A 22,635-nucleotide genomic window follows, 5' to 3' on the forward strand; every position below is an offset into this window, starting at 1 on the left:
GATGAATTACATTTCTTTAATAGAAGAGTTAAAAAAAAGGGGCAGTGTTCCGGGACTTGATGCCATTGAGGGTTTGTTAGAAGAACTTGGGCATCCGGAAGATAATTTAAAGATTGTGCATATTGCCGGAACGAATGGAAAGGGCTCCATCTTTGCTTATCTTTCTTCTATATTAATAGCAGCAGGCTTTAAGGTTGGAAGATATATTTCTCCTACCATTTCCTGCTATGAAGAAAGATTTCAGATTAATGGGGAATATATTACAAAAGATAAGTTAGCGCGGTTATATAATATTGTAGAAGAAGCAATGAAAAGAGAAGAAGAAAAAACAGGTCTAAAACCAACGCTTTTTGAAGTGGAGACAGCAATTTCTTTCTTGTATTTTAAGGAAGAAAAAGTGGATTATGCACTGATTGAAGTCGGAATGGGTGGAAGAATGGATGCGACAAATGTAATCAAGCATCCAGAACTTACTGTTATTTCATCAATCAGCTATGATCATCAGGCATTTTTAGGTGATACTTTAGAAGAGATTGCCTGGCAAAAAGCCGGAATTATAAAAGAGAGCTGTCCGGTTATCTTATCTGAGAATTCGGATGAAGTTTGTAAAGTCATAGAGCAGGAAGCAACGAAGAAAAAGGTAAAATGTATTGAGATAGAACCGACGGACTATGAAGTGCTATCGGAGACCCCTTATGGAAGTACGTTTTTGTGGAAAGAACAAAGGTATGAGACAAAGCTTCCGGGGAGACATCAGGTTTCAAATGCGGTTACAGCACTTGCCGCATCCGAATATTTATTTCGTAAAGATTATGAGAAAAATAATGCAAGGAAAGCTATTGCTAAAGAACTAGATAAGATGAATGTGAAATCAGCACAGCAGGGAGGGATTATCCGAACGTGCTGGCCGGGAAGATTAGAGGTCCTAAAAAAAGAACCCCTATTTTACAGAGATGGGGCGCACAATCCGGATGGAGCTAAGAAATTAGCTGCATTTTTACAAAAATATTTTACAAATAAGAAAATCATTTATATAATGGGAGTGTTAAAGGATAAAGAATATAAAAAAATGCTCCGATATCTTATGCCGATGGCAAAAGAAGTTTATGTATTTAAGCCCAAAAATGAAAGAGGGTTGTCAGCGCAGATTTTAGCAGATACGATAAAAGAAGTGGCAGATGTTTCCGTCACGATTGAATCAGATGTAAATGCAGCAGTTTTTCGGGCACTGGATACCGCTAAGCCGGATGATGTACTTGTGGCTTGTGGATCCCTTTCTTTTATGGAAGAAATGGAGGATATATTGTGAAAATAGGAAAGTACGAATTTGACCTTTTACATAAAGGGTATATCATGGGAATTTTAAATGTGACACCGGATTCTTTTTCAGACGGTGGAAAGTTTCAGTCTGTGGATCTTGCATTAAAGCAGGCAGAAAGAATGATAAATGAAGGTGCAGCTATTTTAGATATCGGTGGAGAATCTACAAGACCAGGACACAAAAAGATTACAGATCAGGAAGAAATAGAAAGAGTTGTACCGGTTATTGAAGCCATAAAAAAGAATTTTGATATTGCGATATCCTTAGATACTTATAAATACGAAGTTTCTAAAGCAGGAATTGCTGCGGGAGCGGATATGATTAATGATATCTGGGGATTAAAATGGGATGAAAGGCTTGCTCCGCTGCTTGCGAAAGAAGAGGTTGCCTGTTGTCTGATGCATAACAGAGATAATCATGAATATAAGGATTTTATTGAAGATTTTTGCTCAGATATAGAAGAAACGCTTGCTATCGCAAAAAAAGCAGGAATTAAGGAAGAAAGAATTGTTCTTGATCCGGGGGTAGGTTTTGGAAAGAACTTTGAACAGAATCTTTCTATTATGAAGCATATGGACGTTTTTTCAAGATGGGGGCTTCCGGTTCTTCTGGGCACTTCGAGAAAGTCTGTGATTGGTCTTGCTTTGGATTTACCGGTAGATCAAAGAGAAGAGGGAACTGCTGCAACAACGGTTCTTGGAAGAATGAAAGGGGCTTCTATTTTTCGTGTACATGATGTAAAGACAAATTACAGAGAAATGAAAATGATTGAGGCAATTCTGGAGGCAAAATAAATGGACGAGATAAGTGTAAAGAATCTGGAAGTGTTCTGTCACCATGGGGTGTATAAAGAAGAGAACGTTCTTGGACAGAAGTTTCTGGTAGATATTATTTCTAAAGTGGATACAAGAGAAGCCGGGAAAACAGATGAACTTGATCTGTCCGTAAGTTATGGAGATATCTGCCGGTGTGTAAAAAAAGAGATGACAAAGCAAAATGATAAGCTTTTAGAAAGAGTGGCTGAACGTCTTGCCGAATGTATTCTTTTACAATTTCCACAGATAAATGAAGTAGAGATTGAAGTGAAAAAGCCATGGGCGCCAGTATTAATGCATATGGATTATGCTTCCGTTAAAATTAAGAGGAGCTGGCATAAAGTATATATTGGTGTTGGGTCGAACCTTGGAGAGCGGGAAGAATATATGAAACTGGCAAAAGAACGGGTAAGTGGATTGCCAAAGACAAGAAATTTTAAGTCTGCTTCCATTATCGAGACGGAGCCTTATGGTTATACCGAGCAGGGAAAGTTCTTAAACACAGTATATTATATAGAAACCCTTTATACTCCGGAAGAGTTTCTTGACAAGCTTCACCAGATTGAGAATGAAGCAAACCGTAAAAGAGAAATCCACTGGGGACCAAGAACATTAGATCTTGATATTCTTTTATATGATGATCTGGTAACGGAAGATGAAGATTTAACCCTTCCACATCCGGAGATGACAAAGCGGCTTTTTGTATTAGAACCGCTATGCATGTTATATCCAAGAGGAATACATCCGTTAGAACGAAGAAGATACGCAGATATTTTAGAGGATTTAAAAGGAAAAGAACAATAAAGGAAGCAGTTATAGAATGGATAAAGAAATAAGAAAAGTAGATGATATACGAGATGATATTAGTAAGATAGATTATCAAATTGCAGAACTGTTTGAGAAAAGAATGGGATTTGCGGCAGAATTAGCGCTTTCTAAAAAAGCCTCCGGCGAATCCATTTATAATAAAAATAAAGAAGATGAAAAGATGTCTGATATTACAAAGAATCGTTCTAATCCATTTGTCGTAAAAGGGTTGGAAGAAATTTTTATTCAGATGATGTCTATTAGTCGAAAGTATCAATATCATATGGTACATCAGAGAGACCGTTATATTGAAAATTATTTTACGGAAGTTCCGGAACTTGTCATGTTTCCGGACACGAGAGTGGTATATCCAGGTGTTCCAGGCTCTTTTTCAGAGATGGCATGTGAAAAGTTTTTCGGAGCAGATGTTGACCATTATGCAGTTGTTAATTTTAAAGATGTTGCAATGGCTTTAAATAACGGAGATGCAGATTACGGGGTACTCCCGATCGAGAATTCCTCCGCAGGAGATGTTACTGGTGTTTATGATATCCTGCTTGAGAATGATGTATGTATGGTGGGAGAAGTTTTTGTAAAAGTCGAGCATTGCCTCTTAGGCTGTCCTGGCAGCAAGATTAAAGATATAGAACTTGTTCTCTCTCATCCGCAGGGTTTGATGCAGTGTACTCCTTATTTAGAAAAGCTTGATGTAAAGAAAGTCAGTGTAGAGAATACTGCCATTGCAGCAGAAAGAGTAGCCAGAGAAAAGATTATGACACAGGCAGCGATCGCAAGCCGCCGCGCTGCAAAACTCTATGGCCTTGATATTTTAGATGCAGGTATTAATTTTGATAAAAATAATGTCACACGCTTTGTGATTCTTTCTAAAAAAAGACAATATACACAGAATGCAAACAAAATCAGCATTTCTTTTTCTCTGCTTCATGAGAGTGGAACACTTTATAATATATTGTCTCATTTCTTATATAATGATTTGAACTTAAGTCATATTGAATCTGTTCCGCTGCCGGATCAGCAGTGGGAATATCGTTTTTATATTGATATCAGCGGGAACTTACATGATCCGGCAGTGAAAAATGCACTTCAGGGTGTTCGTACGGAAGTTGCAGATTTTAAAATTTTAGGAAACTATTAAACGGTCTATAAAAGGAGCGGAGAGTACATGAGTGAAACAGTAAAAAATAAGCATGTGAAAAAGAAAAATCCTATAGGACTGGTTTTAAAGACAATAATTACAGTGTTTCTTCTTTTCCTCACCGGGTATGTATGTACTCATTTTATGGAATATCAGAAGAATGCGACAAATCAGGTAAATAAATATCGGATTGATCAGGTCTGCCAGTTGTCATCCAATTCTATAGTGAGTCAGAAATTTGTGGCAAAGCATAAGCATTTAAAAACAGTAAAAGTTTATTTTGGAAATGATTATTCCGGACAGGCAAAAGGAAAAGTAGTTCTTAATATTATTGATTTAGATACCGGAAAGAGTCTGGTGGAGCTTAAAAAGAATATCGGTGATCTGGTAAATAATGATTATACAGAGTTTAAGACGAATCTTCAGCTTACGAAAAAGAAAGAGTACAGTATTCAGCTTACGACAAGTGGGGCAGAATCCGGAAAAGAACCATTAATATTTCAGTGGACAACAAAAGAGAGTGGTTTTCGTGGTAAATTAAAGATCAATCAGGAAGAACAGGGCAAATACCTTGTTTCTAAATTATATTATCCGGTAACAATTTATCGGCAGTGGGCAGGAATCTGTGTAATGATGGCATTAGTGCTTTTCCTTTTATGGTTTGTATTACCGGCACCGGAGGCAGCAAAAAAAGTATTAGGACAGATTTTATTTTTTGCTGCACCACTATTTACATTCTGGTTTGTGGAACGATTTACAGATAATCCGATCCTTCGAATGAGACAAGCGGAGTTCTGGCTGAATATACTGGTGTATTATCTCTTTTTTGGACTATTATATCTTATATTTAATTCAAGAAAAGTATCCGTTACGGTTGGAAGCATTTTGTGGTGTATTATCGGAATCGCCAATTACTATGTATTAAGCTTTAAAGGAGCGCCGATTGTTCCGTCAGATATTATGTCGGCACAGACTGCAGCGAACGTGGCGGAAAATTACACATACAGCATACAGCCAATTTTTGTATGGAATGTTTTATTCCTGCTATTGTATCTGGCTGTATTATGGCGTTGTCCGTCTTCAAAGAAGCTGACCTGGAAAAAGCGTATTGTTATGCTGGTAGTAATTGGTCTGCTTAGTTCTGTACTCGGACATTTTGTCATAGAACAAAAAACGTTAAAGAGCTTTGGAATTAAAAATAATGTGTGGGATCAGAAAAAAGGATATGCTAAAAATGGTCTGTTTTTTGGTTTTGTTTTAAATATGAACTCACTTGTACAGGAAAAACCTTCAGATTATTCTGTGGAAGCGGCACAGGACATTGCAGAAAAATATGAAGAGAAGTTTGCAAATGATGATTCTGGAAAGAAGAAAGGCCGCCTTCAAACTGCTGATGGGACAAAACCAAATGTGATCGGCATTATGAATGAGGCATTTTCTGATTTGAGTGTCATTAATGAATTTTCTACAAATGAAGATTATATGCCGTATATTCATAGTCTGAAGAAAAATACGATCAAAGGTTCTTTATACATGTCAATCTTTGGTTCAGGAACCTGTAATTCTGAGTTTGAATTTTTGACAGGAAACAGTATGTCTTTCCTGCAGAATGGAATTATCGCCTACACGCAGGTTGTAAAGGCAAAACTTCCTAATATGACATATCTTTTAAAAGGACAGGGATACAAAGGCAATCTGGCACTTCATCCATATCTTGCTTCCGGATGGAATCGTGTGCAGGTTTATGATTATATGGGATTTGATCATTTCTATTCGGAAACCGATTTTAAAAATCCGAAAATGTTCCGAAAATATATATCTGATAAGTCTGATTTTAAAAAGATAGAAGAATTATATGAGAACCGTACAGAGAAAGAGGAACCATTCTATCTGTTTAATGTCACGATGCAGAACCATGGAGGATTTGACAAGACATATACGAATTTTCATAATGATATCCAGATTACTGACAGCCATAAAAATGAGCAGGCTGAACAGTATCTGTCTCTTGTGAAGAAAACGGATAACGCTTTTAAACAGTTGACAAACTATTTTTCAAAAGTAAAAGAACCTACGATCATTGTTATGTTTGGCGATCATCAGCCGGCTGTGCAGAGTAGTTTTTATGACAGCTTGTTTGGAAAGAATGCCGGAAGCCTTACAAATGAAGAACTCATGAATAAGTACAGAACGCCATTTATTATTTGGGCAAACTATGATATAAAAGAAACAACAATTGATAAGATGAGTGCCAATTATTTAAGCTCTTATGTAATGAAAGAAGCGGGCTTAGAGACTAGCCCTTATCAGAAGTTTTTATTAAAACTTCGTAAAAAACTTCCTGTTCTTACGGCAATGGGATGCTTTGATAAGAATGGTAAATATTATGAGTCTGCGTTGAATCGCCTTATAGCGATATGGTAAAAGAGTATCAGATATTACAATATAATAATTTAATCGATACAAAACATACAGTGGATTCTTTCTTTTATCTGGATGAAAAACAGAAAAAATAGAAAGGGAAAGAATTGAAGGCAGAATCTGTTTTATGATACGGAAAAGGAGGCGCAAATGAGAGTGAGTCCATATGTAGCGATTGTGATAGGTTCTAAAAATATGCTTATGAAAGTATATGAAATTTCCGCTGCAAAAGGAATTCGTACGATAGATGAAATCCGTTATGAATATGAACTTGGAAAAGAAGCGTATTTTACAAGAAAGATCACTTTTGCTCAGATTGAAGAAATATGCAGTGTATTAGAACAGTATCAACAGAGAATGAAAGAGTATGACGTTACAGAATTTCATTGTTATGCAACAAGTGCGATTCGAAATGCTAAAAATCAGGTATCTGTTCTGAATCAGATTAAGGTTCGTACAGGAATTGACGTTATCATGCTCAGCAATTCAGAACTCCGTTTTCTTATGTATAAGGGAATACAGGTGTTAAAGCTGGATTTCAATAAGATTATTGAAAAGAATACCGCAATTTTAGATATTGGATCAGGTAGTGTACAGATATCCTTGTTTGATAAACAGGTGCTTTACATGACACAGAACCTTGATATTGGTACAGCGAAGGTGCGGGAATTCTCAGAATCTGTTGGAAATAATGTACTGGATTACATTTCTGTATTGGAAGAATATATTCAATATGAAGTAGATATGTTTAAGAGTGGCTACTTAAAAGATAAGGATATTAAGAATGTCATTGCCATCGGGGATGAAATCAAGAATATTAATCGTCTTGTGCCGGAACTCCATCTTGAGGATATGATGAGTTACGAGCAGATTCAGTATATTTATAAAAAGATTAAAAAGGCATCCTATCAGGATATTGCTATAAAGTATGGACTTTCTATGGAAGATGCGCGGATGGTACTTCCGTCAGTTCTCGTTTATAAAACATTTTTAGAACGATCAAAGGCAGACACGATTTATATCTGTTCTACGAATTTGTGTGACGGCAGTGTGGTAGATTATGCGCAAAAAATGAAAAAGATAAAAGTTTCGCATGATTTCTATCAGGATATTATCGCTTCAGCCAGATATATTGGTAAGCGGTATCGTTACAGTAAGATTCATGCACAGTATATCGCGGAACTTGCATTGGAAATATTTGATAAAACAAAAAGGTTTCATGGACTTACACAAAGAGACCGGCTGATTCTTGAAATCTCAGCAATTCTTCATGATATTGGAAAATATGTAAATCTAAATGATCCGGGAAAGAATGGATATCAGTTAATCATGTCCACAGAAATCATGGGACTCTCCCACCGGGAAAGGGAAGAAATTGCAAATATTGTTCTCTATAATACGCAGGAACTACCGGATACGGATGAGCTTGAAACCGCTTTTTGGAGAGAAGAATATCTTCGTATTGCCAAACTTTCTTCTATTTTGAGGCTGGCAAATGCTTTGGATCGTGGACATAAGCAAAAGTTTGAAAATTGTTCTATGATGAGAAAAGGACAAGAACTGATTATCACATTAGAAACGAATCAGGATATTACACTCGAGATTACCCGATTTTCTAAAAAAGCGGAGTTGTTTAGCGAATTTACAGGCATCACACCAGTATTGAAGCAGCGAAGAGCATTATAGGGGAGGTAGAATATGAACAAAAACGTTTTTGATCAACCAGATAACTTTACAAACAGAGAATTAAGTTGGCTGGAATTTAATCAGCGTATTCTTGGAGAAGCAAGAGACCGCAAAAATCCCTTGTTTGAGCGAATGAAGTTTTTAAGTATCACTGCCTCTAACCTGGATGAATTTTTTATGGTACGTATCGCATCTTTAAAAGATATGGTGAATGCAGGATATCAGAAGAAAGATATTGCCGGAATGACTGCGCAGGAACAGTTACGTGCACTTAATGAAAAAATGCAGGCATTTTGTGAGAAACAATATACAACTTATAATCGTGCATTGTTACCGAAACTTTCGGAGGAAGGGCTGGAAATTATTTCTTTTTCGGAACTCTCAGAAAAAGAAATGGACTTTCTCGAAGAATATTTTCACAAAAATATATATCCGGTTCTTACACCGATGGCGATTGATTCTTCAAGACCGTTTCCTTTAATCCAGAATAAAACATTGAATATTGCCGCATTGATAAAAAGCCGCAATAAAAATAAAAAGGAAAAGAAAGAATATGATATCGCAACAGTGCAGGTGCCTTCTGTTCTTCCAAGAGTAATTCTTCTTCCACAGAAAGACGGACCTAAGAGAAAATGCAGAGTCATTTTATTGGAAAATGTAATAGAACATTATTTAGATGTCCTGTTCCTCAATCACGAGATTATCTGTTCAGCGCCTTACCGTATTATGAGAAATGCGGATTTATCAATTGACGAAGATGATGCGGAAGATTTATTAAAAGAAATCGAGAAGTCGTTAAAAATGCGACAGTGGGGAGAAGTTATTAAGTTTGAATATGAAGAGCGTATGGATAAACGTCTTGTGAAATATTTAAAAAAGCAGTTTAAAGTCCATTCCTGTGATATGTACGCATTTAATGGACCGCTTGACCTTACTTTTCTTATGAAATGTTATGGGATTGAAGGGTTTGAAGACTTGAAAGAGGCTCCTTATATTCCGCAGAAAAATAAAAAGCTGCGGGCAGATAAAAATATATTTAATCAGATTCGAAAAGGCGATGTATTGCTGCATCATCCCTATGAGAGTTTTGATCCAATCGTTGCTTTTATTAAACAGGCCGCTGAAGACGAAAATGTTCTTGCTATTAAACAGACACTTTATCGTGTCAGTGGACATTCCCCTATTATAGCAGCACTTGCACAGGCGGCTGAGAATGGAAAGCAGGTTACAGTATTAGTAGAATTAAAGGCCCGATTTGATGAAGAGAATAACATTAACTGGGCGAGAAAACTGGAAAAAGCGGGATGTCATGTTATTTATGGATTGGTTGGATTAAAGACGCATTGTAAAATTGCGCTTGTTGTACGAAGAGAAGCAGATGGAATTCGCCGTTATGTGCATCTTGGAACAGGAAATTATAACGATTCTACGGCAAAGCTTTATACAGATACCGGTATGTTCACATGCAGAAATGCTGTAGGTGAAGATGCTACAGCAGTATTTAATATGTTAAGCGGCTATTCTGAACCTGCAAACTGGAATCAGTTGATCGTAGCGCCTATCTGGATGAAAAAACGTTTTCTTGAGATGATCGCCAGGGAAACACAGAATGCAAAAGAAGGAAAGCCGGCAAGGATTATTGCAAAATGCAATTCTCTTTGTGACCGCAAAATTATTCTTGCATTATACGAGGCTTCCTGTGCCGGAGTACAGATAGACTTAATTGTACGTGGAATCTGTTGTCTTGTTGCAGGAAAGCCGGGAGTCAGTGAAAATATCAGAGTACGTTCTATCGTAGGTACATTTCTCGAACATGCAAGAATTTTCTATTTTTATAATGATGGAAATGAAGAAGTGTATATGGGAAGTGCTGACTGGATGCCTAGAAATCTTGACAGACGAGTAGAAATTGTCTTTCCGATTGAAGCACCGGATTTAAAAGAAAAGGCAAAACATATACTGGATGTACAGCTTCGGGATACATTAAAGGCACATTGTCTTTTAGAAGATGGTACGTACCGAAAAGTAGACCGACGTGGAAAAGAAGCAGTGGAAGCACAGAAAACGTTTTGTGAAGAAGCGATAGCCGCTGCAAATGAATCAAAAGAAAAAGTACGCAAAAAGCGTACATTTGACCCACTATTTTCACCGCAGGAGGCAGAATGAAGAATTATAAAAGAGTAGTGCTGTTGCTGTGTATCATGCTTTTAACAGGGGCACTTGCAGGGTGTGGATGGAGTAAAAAGGGAAAAGATAAATCTGAAAATAGTACGAAATCTTCTGAAGATAAGGCTGTGGATGAGATTACTCTTGATGGAATGGTTTCCGATGCCCTTTCTAAGATGACATTAAAAGAAAAAATCGGTCAGTTGTTTGTTGTCTGTACAGACTCTCTTGATTTTAATGCAGAAACAGAAGTAACAGAGAAGATGAGAAAGAATCTTGAGGAATATAAACCGGGTGGGGTAATCTTTTTTTCTTATAATTTAAAAAATCGTACCCAGATAAAAGAAATGATTTCAGATATGCAGAAAACCGCAGAAATCCCATTATTTACAGCAGTAGATGAGGAAGGTGGTTCCGTCGCAAGAATTGCGAACTCTAAAAATATGCAAACGACAAAGTTTCCGGCTATGGCAGAAATCGGAAAGACCGGAGACAGCAAAAATGCATATCACGTAGGGGAAACCATTGGAAAAGAAATTTATGAACTGGGATTTAATCTGGATTTTGCACCAGTCGCAGATATTAATACAAATGCTGAAAATACCGAGATAGGAAATAGAAGTTTTGGTTCTGAGCCAAAAACAGTAGCTGATATGGTCTCTCAGGAAGTGAAAGGATTACAGGCACAGGGAGTAAGTGCTACATTGAAGCATTTTCCGGGACAGGGACAGTGCGGAGAAGATACACATAAAGGATATGTAGAACTGAATGCAACCATTGACCAATTGCGTGATGTGGAATTCCTTCCGTTTAAATCAGGAATTTCTGCTGGTGCGGATATGGTTATGATGTCTCATGTAGCGGTAAGCCAGATTACGGGAAAAGAAACACCGGCATCCCTGACAAAGCTTATGGTAACTGATATATTAAGAGAAGAGCTGCAGTTTGATAATGTCATTATTACCGATGCTATGAATATGAAAGTTATTACAAAGTTTTATGATGCGGACCAGGCTGCTGTCATGGCGATCGAAGCAGGAAACGATATGATTCTTATGCCGGATAATTTTGAGCAGGCATTTGAAGGTGTTTTAGAAGCAGTTAAAGATGGGACTTTATCAGAAAGTCAGATTGATGAGGCAGCAGGTCGTGTCCTTTCCGTAAAGATTAAAAGAGGGATTCTCCCTGAAAGTTCAAAGTTATTCCGGCATAATGAAGGAAAGTAATCTGTAGGATTCATAAAAAATACTATGTAAAATATACGAAAAATTTGTGAATGGTTCTGAATTATGAGAAATGGCTTGTATAGACACTTATTTTATGTTAGTATACAATCGTTTTAATATGCTAATTAAATTAATTCACTAATGAAATTATGGAGGAAGAAAATGGCGTTTGATATGGAAGAACAGTTTTCTGAAGAATGTGTGGATTCTGGAATTCACGAAGAGTGCGGAGTGTTTGGAGCATATGATTTTGATGGTAATGATATCGCTTCAACGGTGTATTATGGGTTGTTTGCTCTGCAGCACAGAGGACAGGAAAGCTGTGGTATTGCAGTTTCGGATACCAATGGGCCTAAAAAGAACATTCAGGTTCATAAGGGAATGGGCCTTGTAAACGAAGTGTTTAACAGTGAGAACCTTGAAAAGTTAAAGGGGAATATCAGTGTAGGTCATGTCAGATATTCAACCGCAGGTTCAAGTACCAGAGAGAATGCACAGCCATTAGTACTGAATTATTATAAAGGTACGCTTGCGCTTGCGCATAACGGTAATCTGGTGAATGCTCTCGAACTTCGTCAAGAGCTTGAAAGAACAGGCGCTATTTTTCAGACGACGATTGACTCTGAAGTAATTGCGTATCATGTTGCAAAAGAAAGAATTTTTGCTGCGACAGCAGAGGAAGCAGTACTGGCAGCAATGCGTAAGTTAAAGGGAGCCTACTCTCTTATCGTAATGAGTCCGCGAAAGCTGATCGGTGCAAGAGATCCATTTGGTTTCCGCCCACTTTGTATCGGAAAAAGAGATAATACATATTTCCTTACTTCAGAAACCTGTGCCCTTGATACAGTTGGTGCAGAATTTGTAAGAGATGTAGAACCTGGAGAAGTAGTTACTCTGACTCCGAAGGGAATTGAGTCTAACAAAGAACTTTGTTTTAAAGATCCATCGAAGCAGGCAAGATGTATTTTTGAATATATTTATTTTGCAAGACCAGATGCAGTAATTGATGGCGTTGGTGTGTATGCCAGTCGTATTAAAGCTGGAAAGTTCCTTGCAATGGATTCGCCAGTAGATGCAGATATGGTTGTTGGTGTTCCGGAATCAGGTAATCCGGCAGCACAGGGTTATGCCATGGAATCAGGGATTCCTTACGGAACAGCTTTCATTAAGAACTCTTATGTTGGAAGAACCTTTATCAAGCCGAAACAGAGTATGCGTGAGAGTAGTGTGCAGGTAAAGTTAAACGTATTGAAGGATGCTGTAAAAGGAAAGAGAATTGTCATGATTGATGATTCTATCGTGCGTGGAACAACCTGCCGACGTATTGTTCGTATGTTAAAGGATGCGGGAGCCAAAGAAGTTCATGTAAGAATCAGTTCTCCTCCATTTTTACATCCTTGTTATTTTGGAACAGATATTCCGTCAGAAGATCAGCTTGTTGCATATGGCAAGACTCTGGATGAAATCTGTGAAAGTATCGAAGCGGATACTTTAGCTTACCTTCATATGGATCGTTTAAAAGAGTTAAACGAGGGCTTACCATACTGTGATGCCTGCTTCAGTGGAAATTATCCAATCGAGCCACCGACACAGGACATCAGAGGAGAACAGGGTTAAAGAGTTCCAAAATCATCATAGAAGTAGTGAATGAAAATATAGATTCTATTTTATAATTTAGAATATAAAGAGAAGAAAAGCGATAACAATTAAGTTACCACAGGAGGTAAAAACAATGTACGACAAATATCAGAGCCCTCTTTCAGAAAGATATGCCAGCAAAGAAATGCAGTATATTTTCTCTCCAGACAAAAAGTTTAAAACATGGAGAAAGCTTTGGATTGCGTTGGCAGAAACAGAATATGAATTAGGTCTTTCCAGTGTGACAAAGGAGCAGATTGAGGAACTGAAGGCACATGCCGATGATATTAATTTTGATGTTGCAAAAGCAAGGGAAAAAGAAGTGCGCCACGATGTTATGTCCCATGTATATGCATATGGTGTGCAATGCCCAAATGCAAAGGGAATCATTCATCTTGGAGCAACATCCTGCTATGTAGGTGATAATACAGATATTATCGTTATGACAGAGGCTCTTAAGTTAGTAAGAAGCAAGCTGGTTAACGTAATCGCAGAGCTTTCCAGCTTTGCTATGAAGTATAAAGATCTTCCTACACTCGCATTTACACATTTTCAGCCGGCACAGCCAACAACTGTTGGTAAGAGAGCAACGTTATGGTTACATGATCTTATGCTTGACTTAGAAGATTTAGATTATGTTATCAGTACAATGAAACTTTTAGGTTCTAAAGGAACAACGGGAACACAGGCAAGTTTCTTAGAATTATTTAACGGTGATCATGAGACAATCCGTAAAATTGATGGAAAGATCGCAGAGAAGATGGGATTTGATGCATGTTATCCTGTTTCCGGACAGACATATTCCCGTAAGGTTGACAGTCGTGTATTGAACGTACTTTCTGGAATCGCTCAGTCTGCACATAAATTCTCTAATGATATTCGTCTTTTACAGCATTTAAAAGAAATCGAAGAGCCATTTGAGAAGCATCAGATCGGTTCTTCCGCTATGGCATATAAGAGAAATCCAATGAGAAGTGAGCGAATTGCTTCTCTGGCGAATTATGTAATGTCTGATACAATGAATCCTGCGCTTGTGGCATCCACACAGTGGTTTGAACGAACACTGGATGATTCTGCAAACAAACGTCTTTCTGTACCGGAAGGATTTCTTGCAATCGATGGTATTCTCGATCTTTATCTTAATGTTGTAGATGGTCTTGTAGTATACCCAAAGGTAATTGAAGCACATCTTATGAGAGAACTTCCATTTATGGCAACAGAGAATATCATGATGGATGCAGTAAAGGCCGGCGGAGACCGTCAGGAACTTCATGAAAGAATTCGCCAGCATTCCATGGCAGCAGGACGTGTTGTTAAAGAAGAAGGAAAAGATAATGATCTTCTTGAAAGAATTGCAGCAGACCCAGCTTTTGGAATGACAATGGATCAGCTTCAGGCAATTATGAAACCAGAGAACTTTGTAGGAAGAGCTCCAGAACAAACAGAGGAGTTTGTCAGCGAATATGTTAAGCCTGTGCTTGATGAGAATAAAGATATTCTTGGAATGAAAGCAGAGATTAATGTGTAAACTTCGCATTGACATGCTATAAAGAAATACGTATAATACTAAGGGTTATCGGTAACGATAACCCTTAAATTATGTGAGAATGAAGTAACAGGAGAAGGAACCCTTGAAGTTGGAAAGGTGGTTGTCAGTTGAATAACAAAGATACAAAAGAAACAAATGTGCTTGCGCAGGCATCGATATTGATGGTTGCAGGCATTATAACAAGAATTATAGGGGTATTATACCGAAGTCCGTTAACAAGTGTTATTGGAGATGAAGGAAACGGATATTATGGTATTGCAGTGAATATTTATACGATGATATTATTAGTATCTTCTTACAGTATTCCGATGGCAGTTTCTAAGGTTGTCTCATCTAAATTAGCAGTACACCAGTATCGTAATGCACATAAAGTATTTAAATGTGCCCTTATGTATGTTTTGGTTGTAGGAGGGATTGCCAGTCTCATTACATTCTTTGGTGCTTCCATATTAATTCCTTCAAATCAGCCCAAAGCAATTCCTGTTCTTAGAATTTTAGCGCCAACCATTTTTTTCTCTGGATTTTTAGGGGTATTCCGAGGATATTTTCAGGCACATGGAACAATGGTTCCGACCTCTCTTTCTCAGATTATTGAACAGGTAGCGAATGCCGTCATCAGTATTGGAGCAGCTCTTTTATTCATCCATATATTTGCAGGAGGAGACGCAGATAAAGTTCCAGTATTTGGTGCGATGGGAAGTGCAGCGGGTATCGGTGCGGGAGTAATTACCGGACTGTTATTTATGCTGTTTATTTATTCCTGTAATAAAAAGTATTTTAGAAAAGAGATACAGAAGGATAGTTCTGGCGTAGATAGTTCTTACAGAGATATTTTTAAAATTATCTTTTTAATGGTCACTCCGGTGATATTAAGTACATTTGTATATAATATCAGTACGGTTGTTGATCAGACATTATTTATGGATGTTATGGGATTTAAAAAGATGAATTCCCGAATTGCAGCATCTTTATATGGTGTATTTCAGACAAAATATACAGTTCTTATTAATATGCCTGTCGCTATCGCCAATTCTATGTCTACGGCAATGATTCCGGCGATTTCTTCAAGCTATGCACTGGAGAATTATAAAAAATGTAATACACATGTAAAGGAAGCTATTCATTTTACAATGATTATCAGCATTCCGGCAGCAATCGGGATGGGAGCGCTTGCTTATCCAATCATGGAAGTTTTATTTCCTCAAAAGGCAACGATTGATCTGGCGGTAAGTATTTTACGTGTGGGATGTATCAGTATTATTTTTTATGCACTTTCTACAGTAAGTAATGGTGTTTTGCAGGGAATCGGAAAAGTAAACATTCCTCTTCGGAATGCAGCCATCGCTCTTTTCCTGCATGTGGTGGTGCTTGCTCCACTGTTATACTTTACAGATTTAGATTTATATGCCCTTGTGCTTGCTACGATGTTCTATGCATTCCTTATGTGTTTACTGAATAATTTAAGTGTGCGTAAGTATCTGGGATATCGTCAGGAAATGAAAAAGACATTTATTATTCCAGTAATCTGCTCTGCGATAATGGGTATTTTATGTTATATTTTCTACCAGGGTATTTATCTGATCTTATCAGGAGTACTGGGAAGTTTTATTCATTTAAGGATATTGGTATTTATCTGTCTTATGATTTCTGTGGTATTTGCAGTTATCGTATATTTTGTTCTGGAATTAAAGTTAAAGGGAATTACAGAAGCAGAGCTTCGAAAGTTTCCAAAAGGACATCTGCTTGTCAGAATGGCAAAGAAAAGTAATTTATTGTAATTAGAATTATTCTTTACTTATAAAAGAAAGTAAGTTATAATGAAATGTGTTTGGGCACTGGGTCAGGCCATGCCCATAAAATACTAAGTTTTTAAAGCTGGGAGGAATGAGCTCATGGTAAAAGCAATTGTAGGCGCAAACTGGGGAGACGAAGGTAAAGGTAAGATTACTGATATGCTCGCACAGGATTCTGATATTATTATCCGTTTTCAGGGTGGCGCCAATGCAGGCCATACAATTATAAATGATTATGGAAAGTTTGCACTCCACACATTACCATCAGGTATTTTCTACGATCATACAACAAGTATCATCGGTAATGGAGTAGCATTGAACATACCTGTACTTTTTAACGAGTTAAAGGAAATAACTTCTAAGGGAGTACCTGAACCTAAGATTTTAATTTCTGATCGTGCACAGATCGTAATGCCGTATCATATTCTTTTTGATGAATATGAGGAAGAGCGTTTAGCTGGTAAGTCATTTGGTTCTACAAAGTCCGGAATCGCACCATTTTATTCTGATAAGTATGCTAAAGTAGGTTTTCAGGTAAGTGAATTATTTGAAGAAGAGGCAGAACTGAAAGAGAAGATTGAGCGTGTAATCGTACAGAAGAATATTTTATTAGAGCACCTTTATCATAAACCGTTAATTGATACAGATGAATTGTATAATACATTAATGGAATATAAAGAGATGATTGCTCCTTATGTATGCAATGTATCTGCTTACTTAGATAAGGCAATCAAAGAAGGCAAGAATATTTTATTAGAAGGACAGTTAGGAACATTAAAAGATCCTGATCATGGAATTTATCCAATGGTAACATCTTCTTCTACCTTAGCTGCATATGGAGCAATCGGAGCAGGTATCCCTCCATATGAGATCAAGAAGGTTGTCACTGTTTGTAAGGCATACAGCAGTGCTGTAGGAGCAGGTGCGTTTGTAAGTGAAATCTTTGGTGATGAAGCACAGGAACTTCGTGTTCGCGGTGGTGATGGCGGAGAATTTGGAGCTACAACCGGAAGACCAAGAAGAATGGGCTGGTTTGACTGCGTTGCTTCTAAGTACGGATGCCGCCTTCAGGGAACAACAGATGTTGCATTTACAGTAGTTGATGTACTTGGATATCTTGATGAGATTCCTGTATGTACAGGTTATGAGATTGACGGAGAAGTAACAACAGAATTCCCTGTAACAAACCAGTTAGAGAAGGCAAAACCTGTGTTAGAAGTACTTCCGGGATGGAAGTGTGATATCCGCGGAATTAAGAAATACGAAGATTTACCGGAGAATTGCCGTAAATATATTGAATTCGTAGAAGAACATATTGGATATCCAATCACTATGGTTTCTAACGGTCCTGGAAGAGATGATATCATCTATCATGGATTTGAGAAATAATACGGATACCAAAGGAGGTAATTCATGAAGATCCTGACAATTGCAATTCCGAGTTACAATTCTATGGATTATATGCGAAACTGTATTGAAAGTCTTCTTCCTGGTGGAGAAGATGTGGAAATATTGATTGTTGATGATGGTTCAAAAGATGATACTCCTGCGATCGCGGATGAATACCAGGAGAAATATCCTGGTATTGTACGTGCGATTCATCAGGAAAACGGTGGTCATGGAGAGGCAGTGAATGCTGGGCTCCGTAACGCGACCGGTTTCTTTTATAAAGTAGTAGATAGTGATGACTGGGTAGATGCGGAATCTTATCAGAAGATACTTGCCTTTTTAAAAGAGGCGATAAAGGAAGAAGAACCGCTAGATATGCTTCTTTCTAATTATGTATATGAAAAGGTAGGAGCGAAGCATAAAAAAGTGATTCAGTATCATTCTATCCTGCCGGAGAATCGTTATTTTGGATGGGATGAGATTGGACATTTCCATGCCAGTCAGAATATTTTGATGCATTCGGTAATTTACCGTACAGAGCTGCTGAGAAGTTTTCATTTTGAATTACCAAAACATACATTTTATGTAGATAATATTTTTGTGTACTGGCCATTGCCATACGTAAAGAAGATGTATTATCTTGATGTGGATTTTTATCGATATTTTATTGGACGCGATGACCAGTCTGTTAATGAAACGGTCATGATTTCAAGAATCGATCAGCAGATTCGGGTGAATGAGATTATGATTGATCTTTATGCGAAGCATGAAAGTACATTTTCCTGCCCGCAGCTTAAAGAGTATATGCTCCATTATCTTGAAACGATTCAGATGGTGACATCTGTACTTTTGATGAAGATGAATACACCGGAATCAGAGAAGATGAGAGATGATTTGTGGCATTATCTGGAAGAAAAATCTCCAGAAGGCTATAAGGCATTGAAAAGTTCGGTTCTTGGAAAGATTTCTAAGTCCCACAATAAGCTGAGTCATAAGCTCACGATGGGAGGATATAAGATTGCTCAGAAATGGATCGGATTTAACTAAAAAGTCTTATAAGAATGATATTTTTCTGATATTATTCTTTCTAATCATCGGGCTGGGAACATTTTCTTTTATGCAGCTACATGGTAAGAGTGGAGCCTTGGTAAAGGTTCGTGTGAATAATAAAGAATTTGGAAGCTATTCTTTAAATAAAAATCAGACGATTCGTATTGAAGAAGATGACTGGGAGAATATTCTTGAGATAAAGAATGGAAAGGTCAGTATGATAAAAGCCGACTGTCCTGATAAGATTTGTGTAAATCATGCCGCAATCAGTAAAAAGGGTGAGACCATTGTTTGTCTGCCTCATAAAGTTGTTATTGAAGTGGTTGATCAGGATGGAACGCAGAAAGAGAATCAGATAGATATTATCAGCAAGTAATTTAAATTGATATAATTTATTATTTAACAATAATATAGTATGTTGGATACAATATTGTTCTATTTCAAATACAGTATTGTAAAACTACACAAAATAATACTCGAACAATCGGATAAAAGCGAATTTTGTTTGTGTATATTAAGGAAAATGACAAAGTTACCAATCGTTAAAAAGATGACGATTCTTGATTTTGTCATTTTTTTCTTATATTATATAGAATGAATTTTATATCAAATTTGAAATGCTTTTGTAAGAATCTATGCGAAAACTTACGATATTGTGCATGAACTATTTGATTTAAAAAATTTTAGAAAGAAGGTAAAAAAATGGGACTACTAACATTTAAAGGTGGCCTTCATCCGTATGATGGTAAAGAGTTAAGTAAAGATAAACCAATTACTGAATATTTACCACAGGGAGAGCTGGTATACCCTTTAAGTCAGCACATTGGTGCTCCTGCCGTTGCCTGTGTAAAGAAAGGTGACAGAGTATTAGTCGGTCAGAAAATCGCGGAGGCTGGAGGATTTGTTTCTGCCAACATCTATAGCTCTGTTTCTGGAACGGTAAAGAAGATTGAACCTAGAATGACAGTTTCCGGTAATAAGGTAAACGCTGTTGTTGTAGAGAATGATGGCGAGTATGAAACTGTTTCTTTTCAACCAGTAACAGAAAAAACAAATGAAGCAATTATCAATGCAGTAAAAGAAGCGGGTATTGTCGGACTTGGTGGTGCCGGTTTCCCTACGCATGTAAAGCTGTCTCCAAAGGAACCGGACAAAATTGATACGATCATTATTAATGCTGCAGAATGTGAGCCATACATCACTGCAGATTATCGTTGTATGATGGAAATTCCTGAACAGCTTATTTCTGGTCTTAATATTATGCTTTCTTTATTCCCGAAAGCAAAAGGTGTTATCGGTATTGAAGATAATAAGCCAGAAGCGATTGCTAAGTTGACAGAAATGTGTAAAAGTGAAAGCCATATTGAAGTAGCAGCATTAAAGACAAAGTATCCACAGGGTGCAGAGCGTTCTTTAATTTATGCTGTGACAGGTCGTGCAATTAATTCCTCTATGCTTCCGGCAGATGCAGGATGTATCGTAGATAATGTTGCAACAGCAATTGCCATTCATGAGGCAATTACCCTTGGAAAACCTCTTTACGAGAGAGTGGTAACAGTAACGGGAGATGCCATTAAAAATCCTGGTAACTTCAAGGTGAAAAATGGAACAAATGCAGCAGAATTAGTAGAAGCAGCCGGTGGATTTAAGTCTCAGCCAGAGAAAGTGATTTCTGGTGGTCCTATGATGGGTATGGCCTTATCTACATTAGATGTTCCTTGCGCAAAAACGTTCTCTTCTCTTTTATGTTTTACAAAAGACGAAGTTGCCGCATGTGAACCAAGTAACTGTATTCGCTGTGGTCGTTGTATTTCTGTTTGTCCTGCAGGTCTTATGCCTACAAAGCTTTCAGAGATCGCGGATCATGGAGATTTTGCATTATTTGACGAGCTGAACGGATGTGAATGTGTTGAATGTGGATGCTGTTCTTACATCTGCCCGGCAAAGAGAAGATTAACCCAGTCTATGAAGACAGGGCGTCGTGAAGCGATGGCTCTTCGTAGAAAGAAGAAATAGCATAAGGAGAGGTGAAAAAATGAACGAACAATTTTATAACGTGTCAGCCAATCCTCATGTAAGGGATAAGGCTTCTACACATAGCATTATGCTCGATGTAATTATTGCTCTTCTTCCAGCTACTTTATTTGGTTTCTGGAATTTTGGAGTAAAAGCAATTATCAACACAGTAATCTGTGTTGCTGTCTGTGTACTTGCAGAATATGTATGGCAGCGTTGTATGCACCAGAAAGTAACTGTTAAAGATTTCAGTGCAGCACTTACCGGTTTATTATTAGCATTAAACCTTCCACCGGAAGTACCATTCTGGATTCCGGTTATCGGTGGATTATTTGCGATTATTGTTGTAAAACAGCTTTTTGGCGGTCTGGGTCAGAACTTTATGAACCCTGCACTTGGAGCACGTTGTTTCTTATTAATTTCTTTTGCGGGAATTATGACAGATTTCTCTTATAAGGGATTTGGCGGAAGCTTTGATGCAACAACAAGTGCTACCCCTCTTGCAGCTTTAAAGGCAGGAGAAGCTGTAAACTTAAAGGCAATGTTCCTTGGTAATACCGCTGGTACAATTGGTGAGACTTCTGCTATCTTATTAATTCTTGGTGGAATTTATCTGATTGCAAAGAAAATCATAAGCTGGAGAATTCCTGTATGTTATATTGTAACACTTGGTATCTTTGTTCTTCTTTTTGGCGGACAGGGATTCGATATGACATATCTCGCAGAGCAGTTGTGTGGTGGCGGATTAATGCTTGGTGCATTTTTCATGGCAACAGACTATGTTACATCCCCTATTACACCAAAGGGACAGCTTATATTTGGTATCTTACTTGGTATTCTGACAGGAATCTTCCGTTTATTCGGTGGTTCTGCAGAGGGCGTATCTTATGCGATCATCTTCTGTAACCTGTTAGTGCCATTAATTGAAAAAGTTACAACTCCTACCGCATTTGGAAAAGGAGGTAAAAAATAATGAACGCTTTAATAAAAGATGCTTTAAAACTCGTTATTATTACCGTCGTTGCAGGTCTTGTTCTCGGTGCAGTATATGGAATCACAAAGGGACCGATTGCTGATCAGGAAGCAAAGGCACAGATGGAAGCTTATAAAACAGTATTTCCAAAGGCAAGTGACTTTAAAGAAGTTGATGGATTTTCCGAAGAAGCAGCTTCTAAGATTATTGCAGCAAACGAGAATCCAATTGAAGGACATGACAGTGATGTTATTTCTTCCGCAGTAGAAGCAGTAGATGCTTCTGGGGAGGCACTTGGTTATATTTTCAATATTACAACCTCTAAGGGATATGGTGGAGACATCCAGCTTACTGTTGGTATCCAGTCTGATGGAACGGTAAGTGGATATTCTGTACTCTCTATCAGTGAGACAGCAGGTCTTGGTATGAAAGCCAAGGATGATCCTAGCTGGGGTAAACAGTTTGCAGGAAAGAAAGTAGAATCTTTCTCCGTTGTAAAAGACGGTTCTGGTTCCGGTGATGACGCGAAAATCGATGCCATTTCCGGTGCGACTATCACAAGTAAAGCAGTTACTGGTGCTATGAATAGCTGTCTTGCTTATTTCCAGTCATTAGAAGGAGGTAACTAA

At 37.7% G+C, this 22,635-nt stretch carries 17 protein-coding genes; all 17 read left to right on the top strand.

All coding sequences use genetic code 11. From position 1 onward, the window contains the following. Nucleotide 1 precedes the first annotated feature (1 nt). Entirely contained in the window at nt 2–1,309 is a 1,308-nt protein-coding gene (locus tag EHLA_RS06505; protein ID WP_096239874.1) for a bifunctional folylpolyglutamate synthase/dihydrofolate synthase, read from the top strand. Next, nucleotides 1,306–2,115, top strand: coding sequence for a dihydropteroate synthase (gene folP / locus EHLA_RS06510; protein ID WP_096239875.1), 810 nt, complete (start codon nt 1,306–1,308; stop codon nt 2,113–2,115). The genes EHLA_RS06505 and folP overlap by 4 nt, the downstream gene beginning before the upstream one ends. After that, entirely contained in the window at nt 2,116–2,940 is an 825-nt protein-coding gene (folK, locus tag EHLA_RS06515; protein WP_096239876.1) for a 2-amino-4-hydroxy-6-hydroxymethyldihydropteridine diphosphokinase, read from the top strand. A 16-nt stretch (nt 2,941–2,956) separates the two neighbouring features. Continuing rightward, complete coding sequence (locus EHLA_RS06520; protein ID WP_096239877.1) at nt 2,957–4,099, top strand: bifunctional chorismate mutase/prephenate dehydratase; 1,143 nt, start codon at nt 2,957–2,959, stop codon at nt 4,097–4,099. Between the two features lie 27 nt (nt 4,100–4,126). Next, the gene (locus EHLA_RS06525) at nt 4,127–6,523 is read left to right on the top strand and encodes an LTA synthase family protein (RefSeq protein ID WP_096239878.1); all 2,397 of its coding nucleotides are present in this window, start codon (nt 4,127–4,129) and stop codon (nt 6,521–6,523) included. A 147-nt stretch (nt 6,524–6,670) separates the two neighbouring features. Beyond that, nucleotides 6,671–8,206 (top strand): HD domain-containing protein, encoded by a 1,536-nt coding sequence (locus EHLA_RS06530; RefSeq protein ID WP_096239879.1) that lies wholly within the window; start codon nt 6,671–6,673, stop codon nt 8,204–8,206. Between the two features lie 12 nt (nt 8,207–8,218). After that, nucleotides 8,219–10,372: an RNA degradosome polyphosphate kinase gene (locus EHLA_RS06535; protein ID WP_096239880.1), complete on the top strand. Its 2,154-nt coding sequence runs from the start codon at nt 8,219–8,221 to the stop codon at nt 10,370–10,372. Continuing rightward, complete coding sequence (locus tag EHLA_RS06540) at nt 10,369–11,598, top strand: glycoside hydrolase family 3 protein (RefSeq protein WP_096239882.1); 1,230 nt, start codon at nt 10,369–10,371, stop codon at nt 11,596–11,598. Before EHLA_RS06535 ends, EHLA_RS06540 begins: the two co-directional genes overlap by 4 nt. 162 nt (nt 11,599–11,760) lie before the next feature. Continuing rightward, nucleotides 11,761–13,215: an amidophosphoribosyltransferase gene (gene purF, locus EHLA_RS06545; RefSeq protein ID WP_242970682.1), complete on the top strand. Its 1,455-nt coding sequence runs from the start codon at nt 11,761–11,763 to the stop codon at nt 13,213–13,215. Between the two features lie 115 nt (nt 13,216–13,330). Continuing rightward, nucleotides 13,331–14,764, top strand: coding sequence for an adenylosuccinate lyase (gene purB / locus EHLA_RS06550; RefSeq protein WP_021907914.1), 1,434 nt, complete (start codon nt 13,331–13,333; stop codon nt 14,762–14,764). Nucleotides 14,765–14,892: 128 nt separating this feature from the next. Then, the gene (locus tag EHLA_RS06555) at nt 14,893–16,563 is read left to right on the top strand and encodes a putative polysaccharide biosynthesis protein (RefSeq protein WP_021907915.1); all 1,671 of its coding nucleotides are present in this window, start codon (nt 14,893–14,895) and stop codon (nt 16,561–16,563) included. A gap of 114 nt (nt 16,564–16,677) precedes the next feature. Further along, nucleotides 16,678–17,967, top strand: a complete 1,290-nt coding sequence (locus EHLA_RS06560; protein ID WP_096239884.1) for an adenylosuccinate synthase — start codon at nt 16,678–16,680, stop codon at nt 17,965–17,967. Nucleotides 17,968–17,991: 24 nt separating this feature from the next. Further along, nucleotides 17,992–19,014, top strand: coding sequence for a glycosyltransferase family 2 protein (locus tag EHLA_RS06565; RefSeq protein ID WP_096239886.1), 1,023 nt, complete (start codon nt 17,992–17,994; stop codon nt 19,012–19,014). Beyond that, nucleotides 18,986–19,393 (top strand): NusG domain II-containing protein, encoded by a 408-nt coding sequence (locus tag EHLA_RS06570; protein WP_096239888.1) that lies wholly within the window; start codon nt 18,986–18,988, stop codon nt 19,391–19,393. Before EHLA_RS06565 ends, EHLA_RS06570 begins: the two co-directional genes overlap by 29 nt. 326 nt (nt 19,394–19,719) lie before the next feature. Next, the gene (rsxC, locus tag EHLA_RS06575; protein WP_096239890.1) at nt 19,720–21,033 is read left to right on the top strand and encodes an electron transport complex subunit RsxC; all 1,314 of its coding nucleotides are present in this window, start codon (nt 19,720–19,722) and stop codon (nt 21,031–21,033) included. 19 nt (nt 21,034–21,052) lie between these two features. Beyond that, nucleotides 21,053–22,006: an RnfABCDGE type electron transport complex subunit D gene (locus EHLA_RS06580; protein ID WP_096239891.1), complete on the top strand. Its 954-nt coding sequence runs from the start codon at nt 21,053–21,055 to the stop codon at nt 22,004–22,006. Beyond that, a complete protein-coding gene (locus EHLA_RS06585) occupies nt 22,006–22,635 on the top strand; it encodes an RnfABCDGE type electron transport complex subunit G (protein ID WP_021907921.1) in 630 nt (209 codons plus the stop codon). Before EHLA_RS06580 ends, EHLA_RS06585 begins: the two co-directional genes overlap by 1 nt.

The organism is Anaerobutyricum hallii (assembly GCF_900209925.1).
In the GTDB taxonomy this organism is placed as follows: domain Bacteria; phylum Bacillota; class Clostridia; order Lachnospirales; family Lachnospiraceae; genus Anaerobutyricum; species Anaerobutyricum soehngenii.

What these genes read in the sequence shown, in the direction of transcription:
- EHLA_RS06540 (WP_096239882.1), top strand. Translation starts at nt 10,369, where the DNA reads ATGAAGAATTATAAAAGAGTAGTGCTGTTGCTGTGTATCATGCTTTTA.
- EHLA_RS06525 (WP_096239878.1), top strand. Translation starts at nt 4,127, where the DNA reads ATGAGTGAAACAGTAAAAAATAAGCATGTGAAAAAGAAAAATCCTATA.
- folK (WP_096239876.1), top strand. Translation starts at nt 2,116, where the DNA reads ATGGACGAGATAAGTGTAAAGAATCTGGAAGTGTTCTGTCACCATGGG.
- EHLA_RS06530 (WP_096239879.1), top strand. Translation starts at nt 6,671, where the DNA reads ATGAGAGTGAGTCCATATGTAGCGATTGTGATAGGTTCTAAAAATATG.
- purF (WP_242970682.1), top strand. Translation starts at nt 11,761, where the DNA reads ATGGCGTTTGATATGGAAGAACAGTTTTCTGAAGAATGTGTGGATTCT.
- EHLA_RS06520 (WP_096239877.1), top strand. Translation starts at nt 2,957, where the DNA reads ATGGATAAAGAAATAAGAAAAGTAGATGATATACGAGATGATATTAGT.
- EHLA_RS06580 (WP_096239891.1), top strand. Translation starts at nt 21,053, where the DNA reads ATGAACGAACAATTTTATAACGTGTCAGCCAATCCTCATGTAAGGGAT.
- EHLA_RS06585 (WP_021907921.1), top strand. Translation starts at nt 22,006, where the DNA reads ATGAACGCTTTAATAAAAGATGCTTTAAAACTCGTTATTATTACCGTC.
- EHLA_RS06535 (WP_096239880.1), top strand. Translation starts at nt 8,219, where the DNA reads ATGAACAAAAACGTTTTTGATCAACCAGATAACTTTACAAACAGAGAA.
- EHLA_RS06565 (WP_096239886.1), top strand. Translation starts at nt 17,992, where the DNA reads ATGAAGATCCTGACAATTGCAATTCCGAGTTACAATTCTATGGATTAT.
- rsxC (WP_096239890.1), top strand. Translation starts at nt 19,720, where the DNA reads ATGGGACTACTAACATTTAAAGGTGGCCTTCATCCGTATGATGGTAAA.
- EHLA_RS06505 (WP_096239874.1), top strand. Translation starts at nt 2, where the DNA reads ATGAATTACATTTCTTTAATAGAAGAGTTAAAAAAAAGGGGCAGTGTT.
- EHLA_RS06560 (WP_096239884.1), top strand. Translation starts at nt 16,678, where the DNA reads ATGGTAAAAGCAATTGTAGGCGCAAACTGGGGAGACGAAGGTAAAGGT.
- purB (WP_021907914.1), top strand. Translation starts at nt 13,331, where the DNA reads ATGTACGACAAATATCAGAGCCCTCTTTCAGAAAGATATGCCAGCAAA.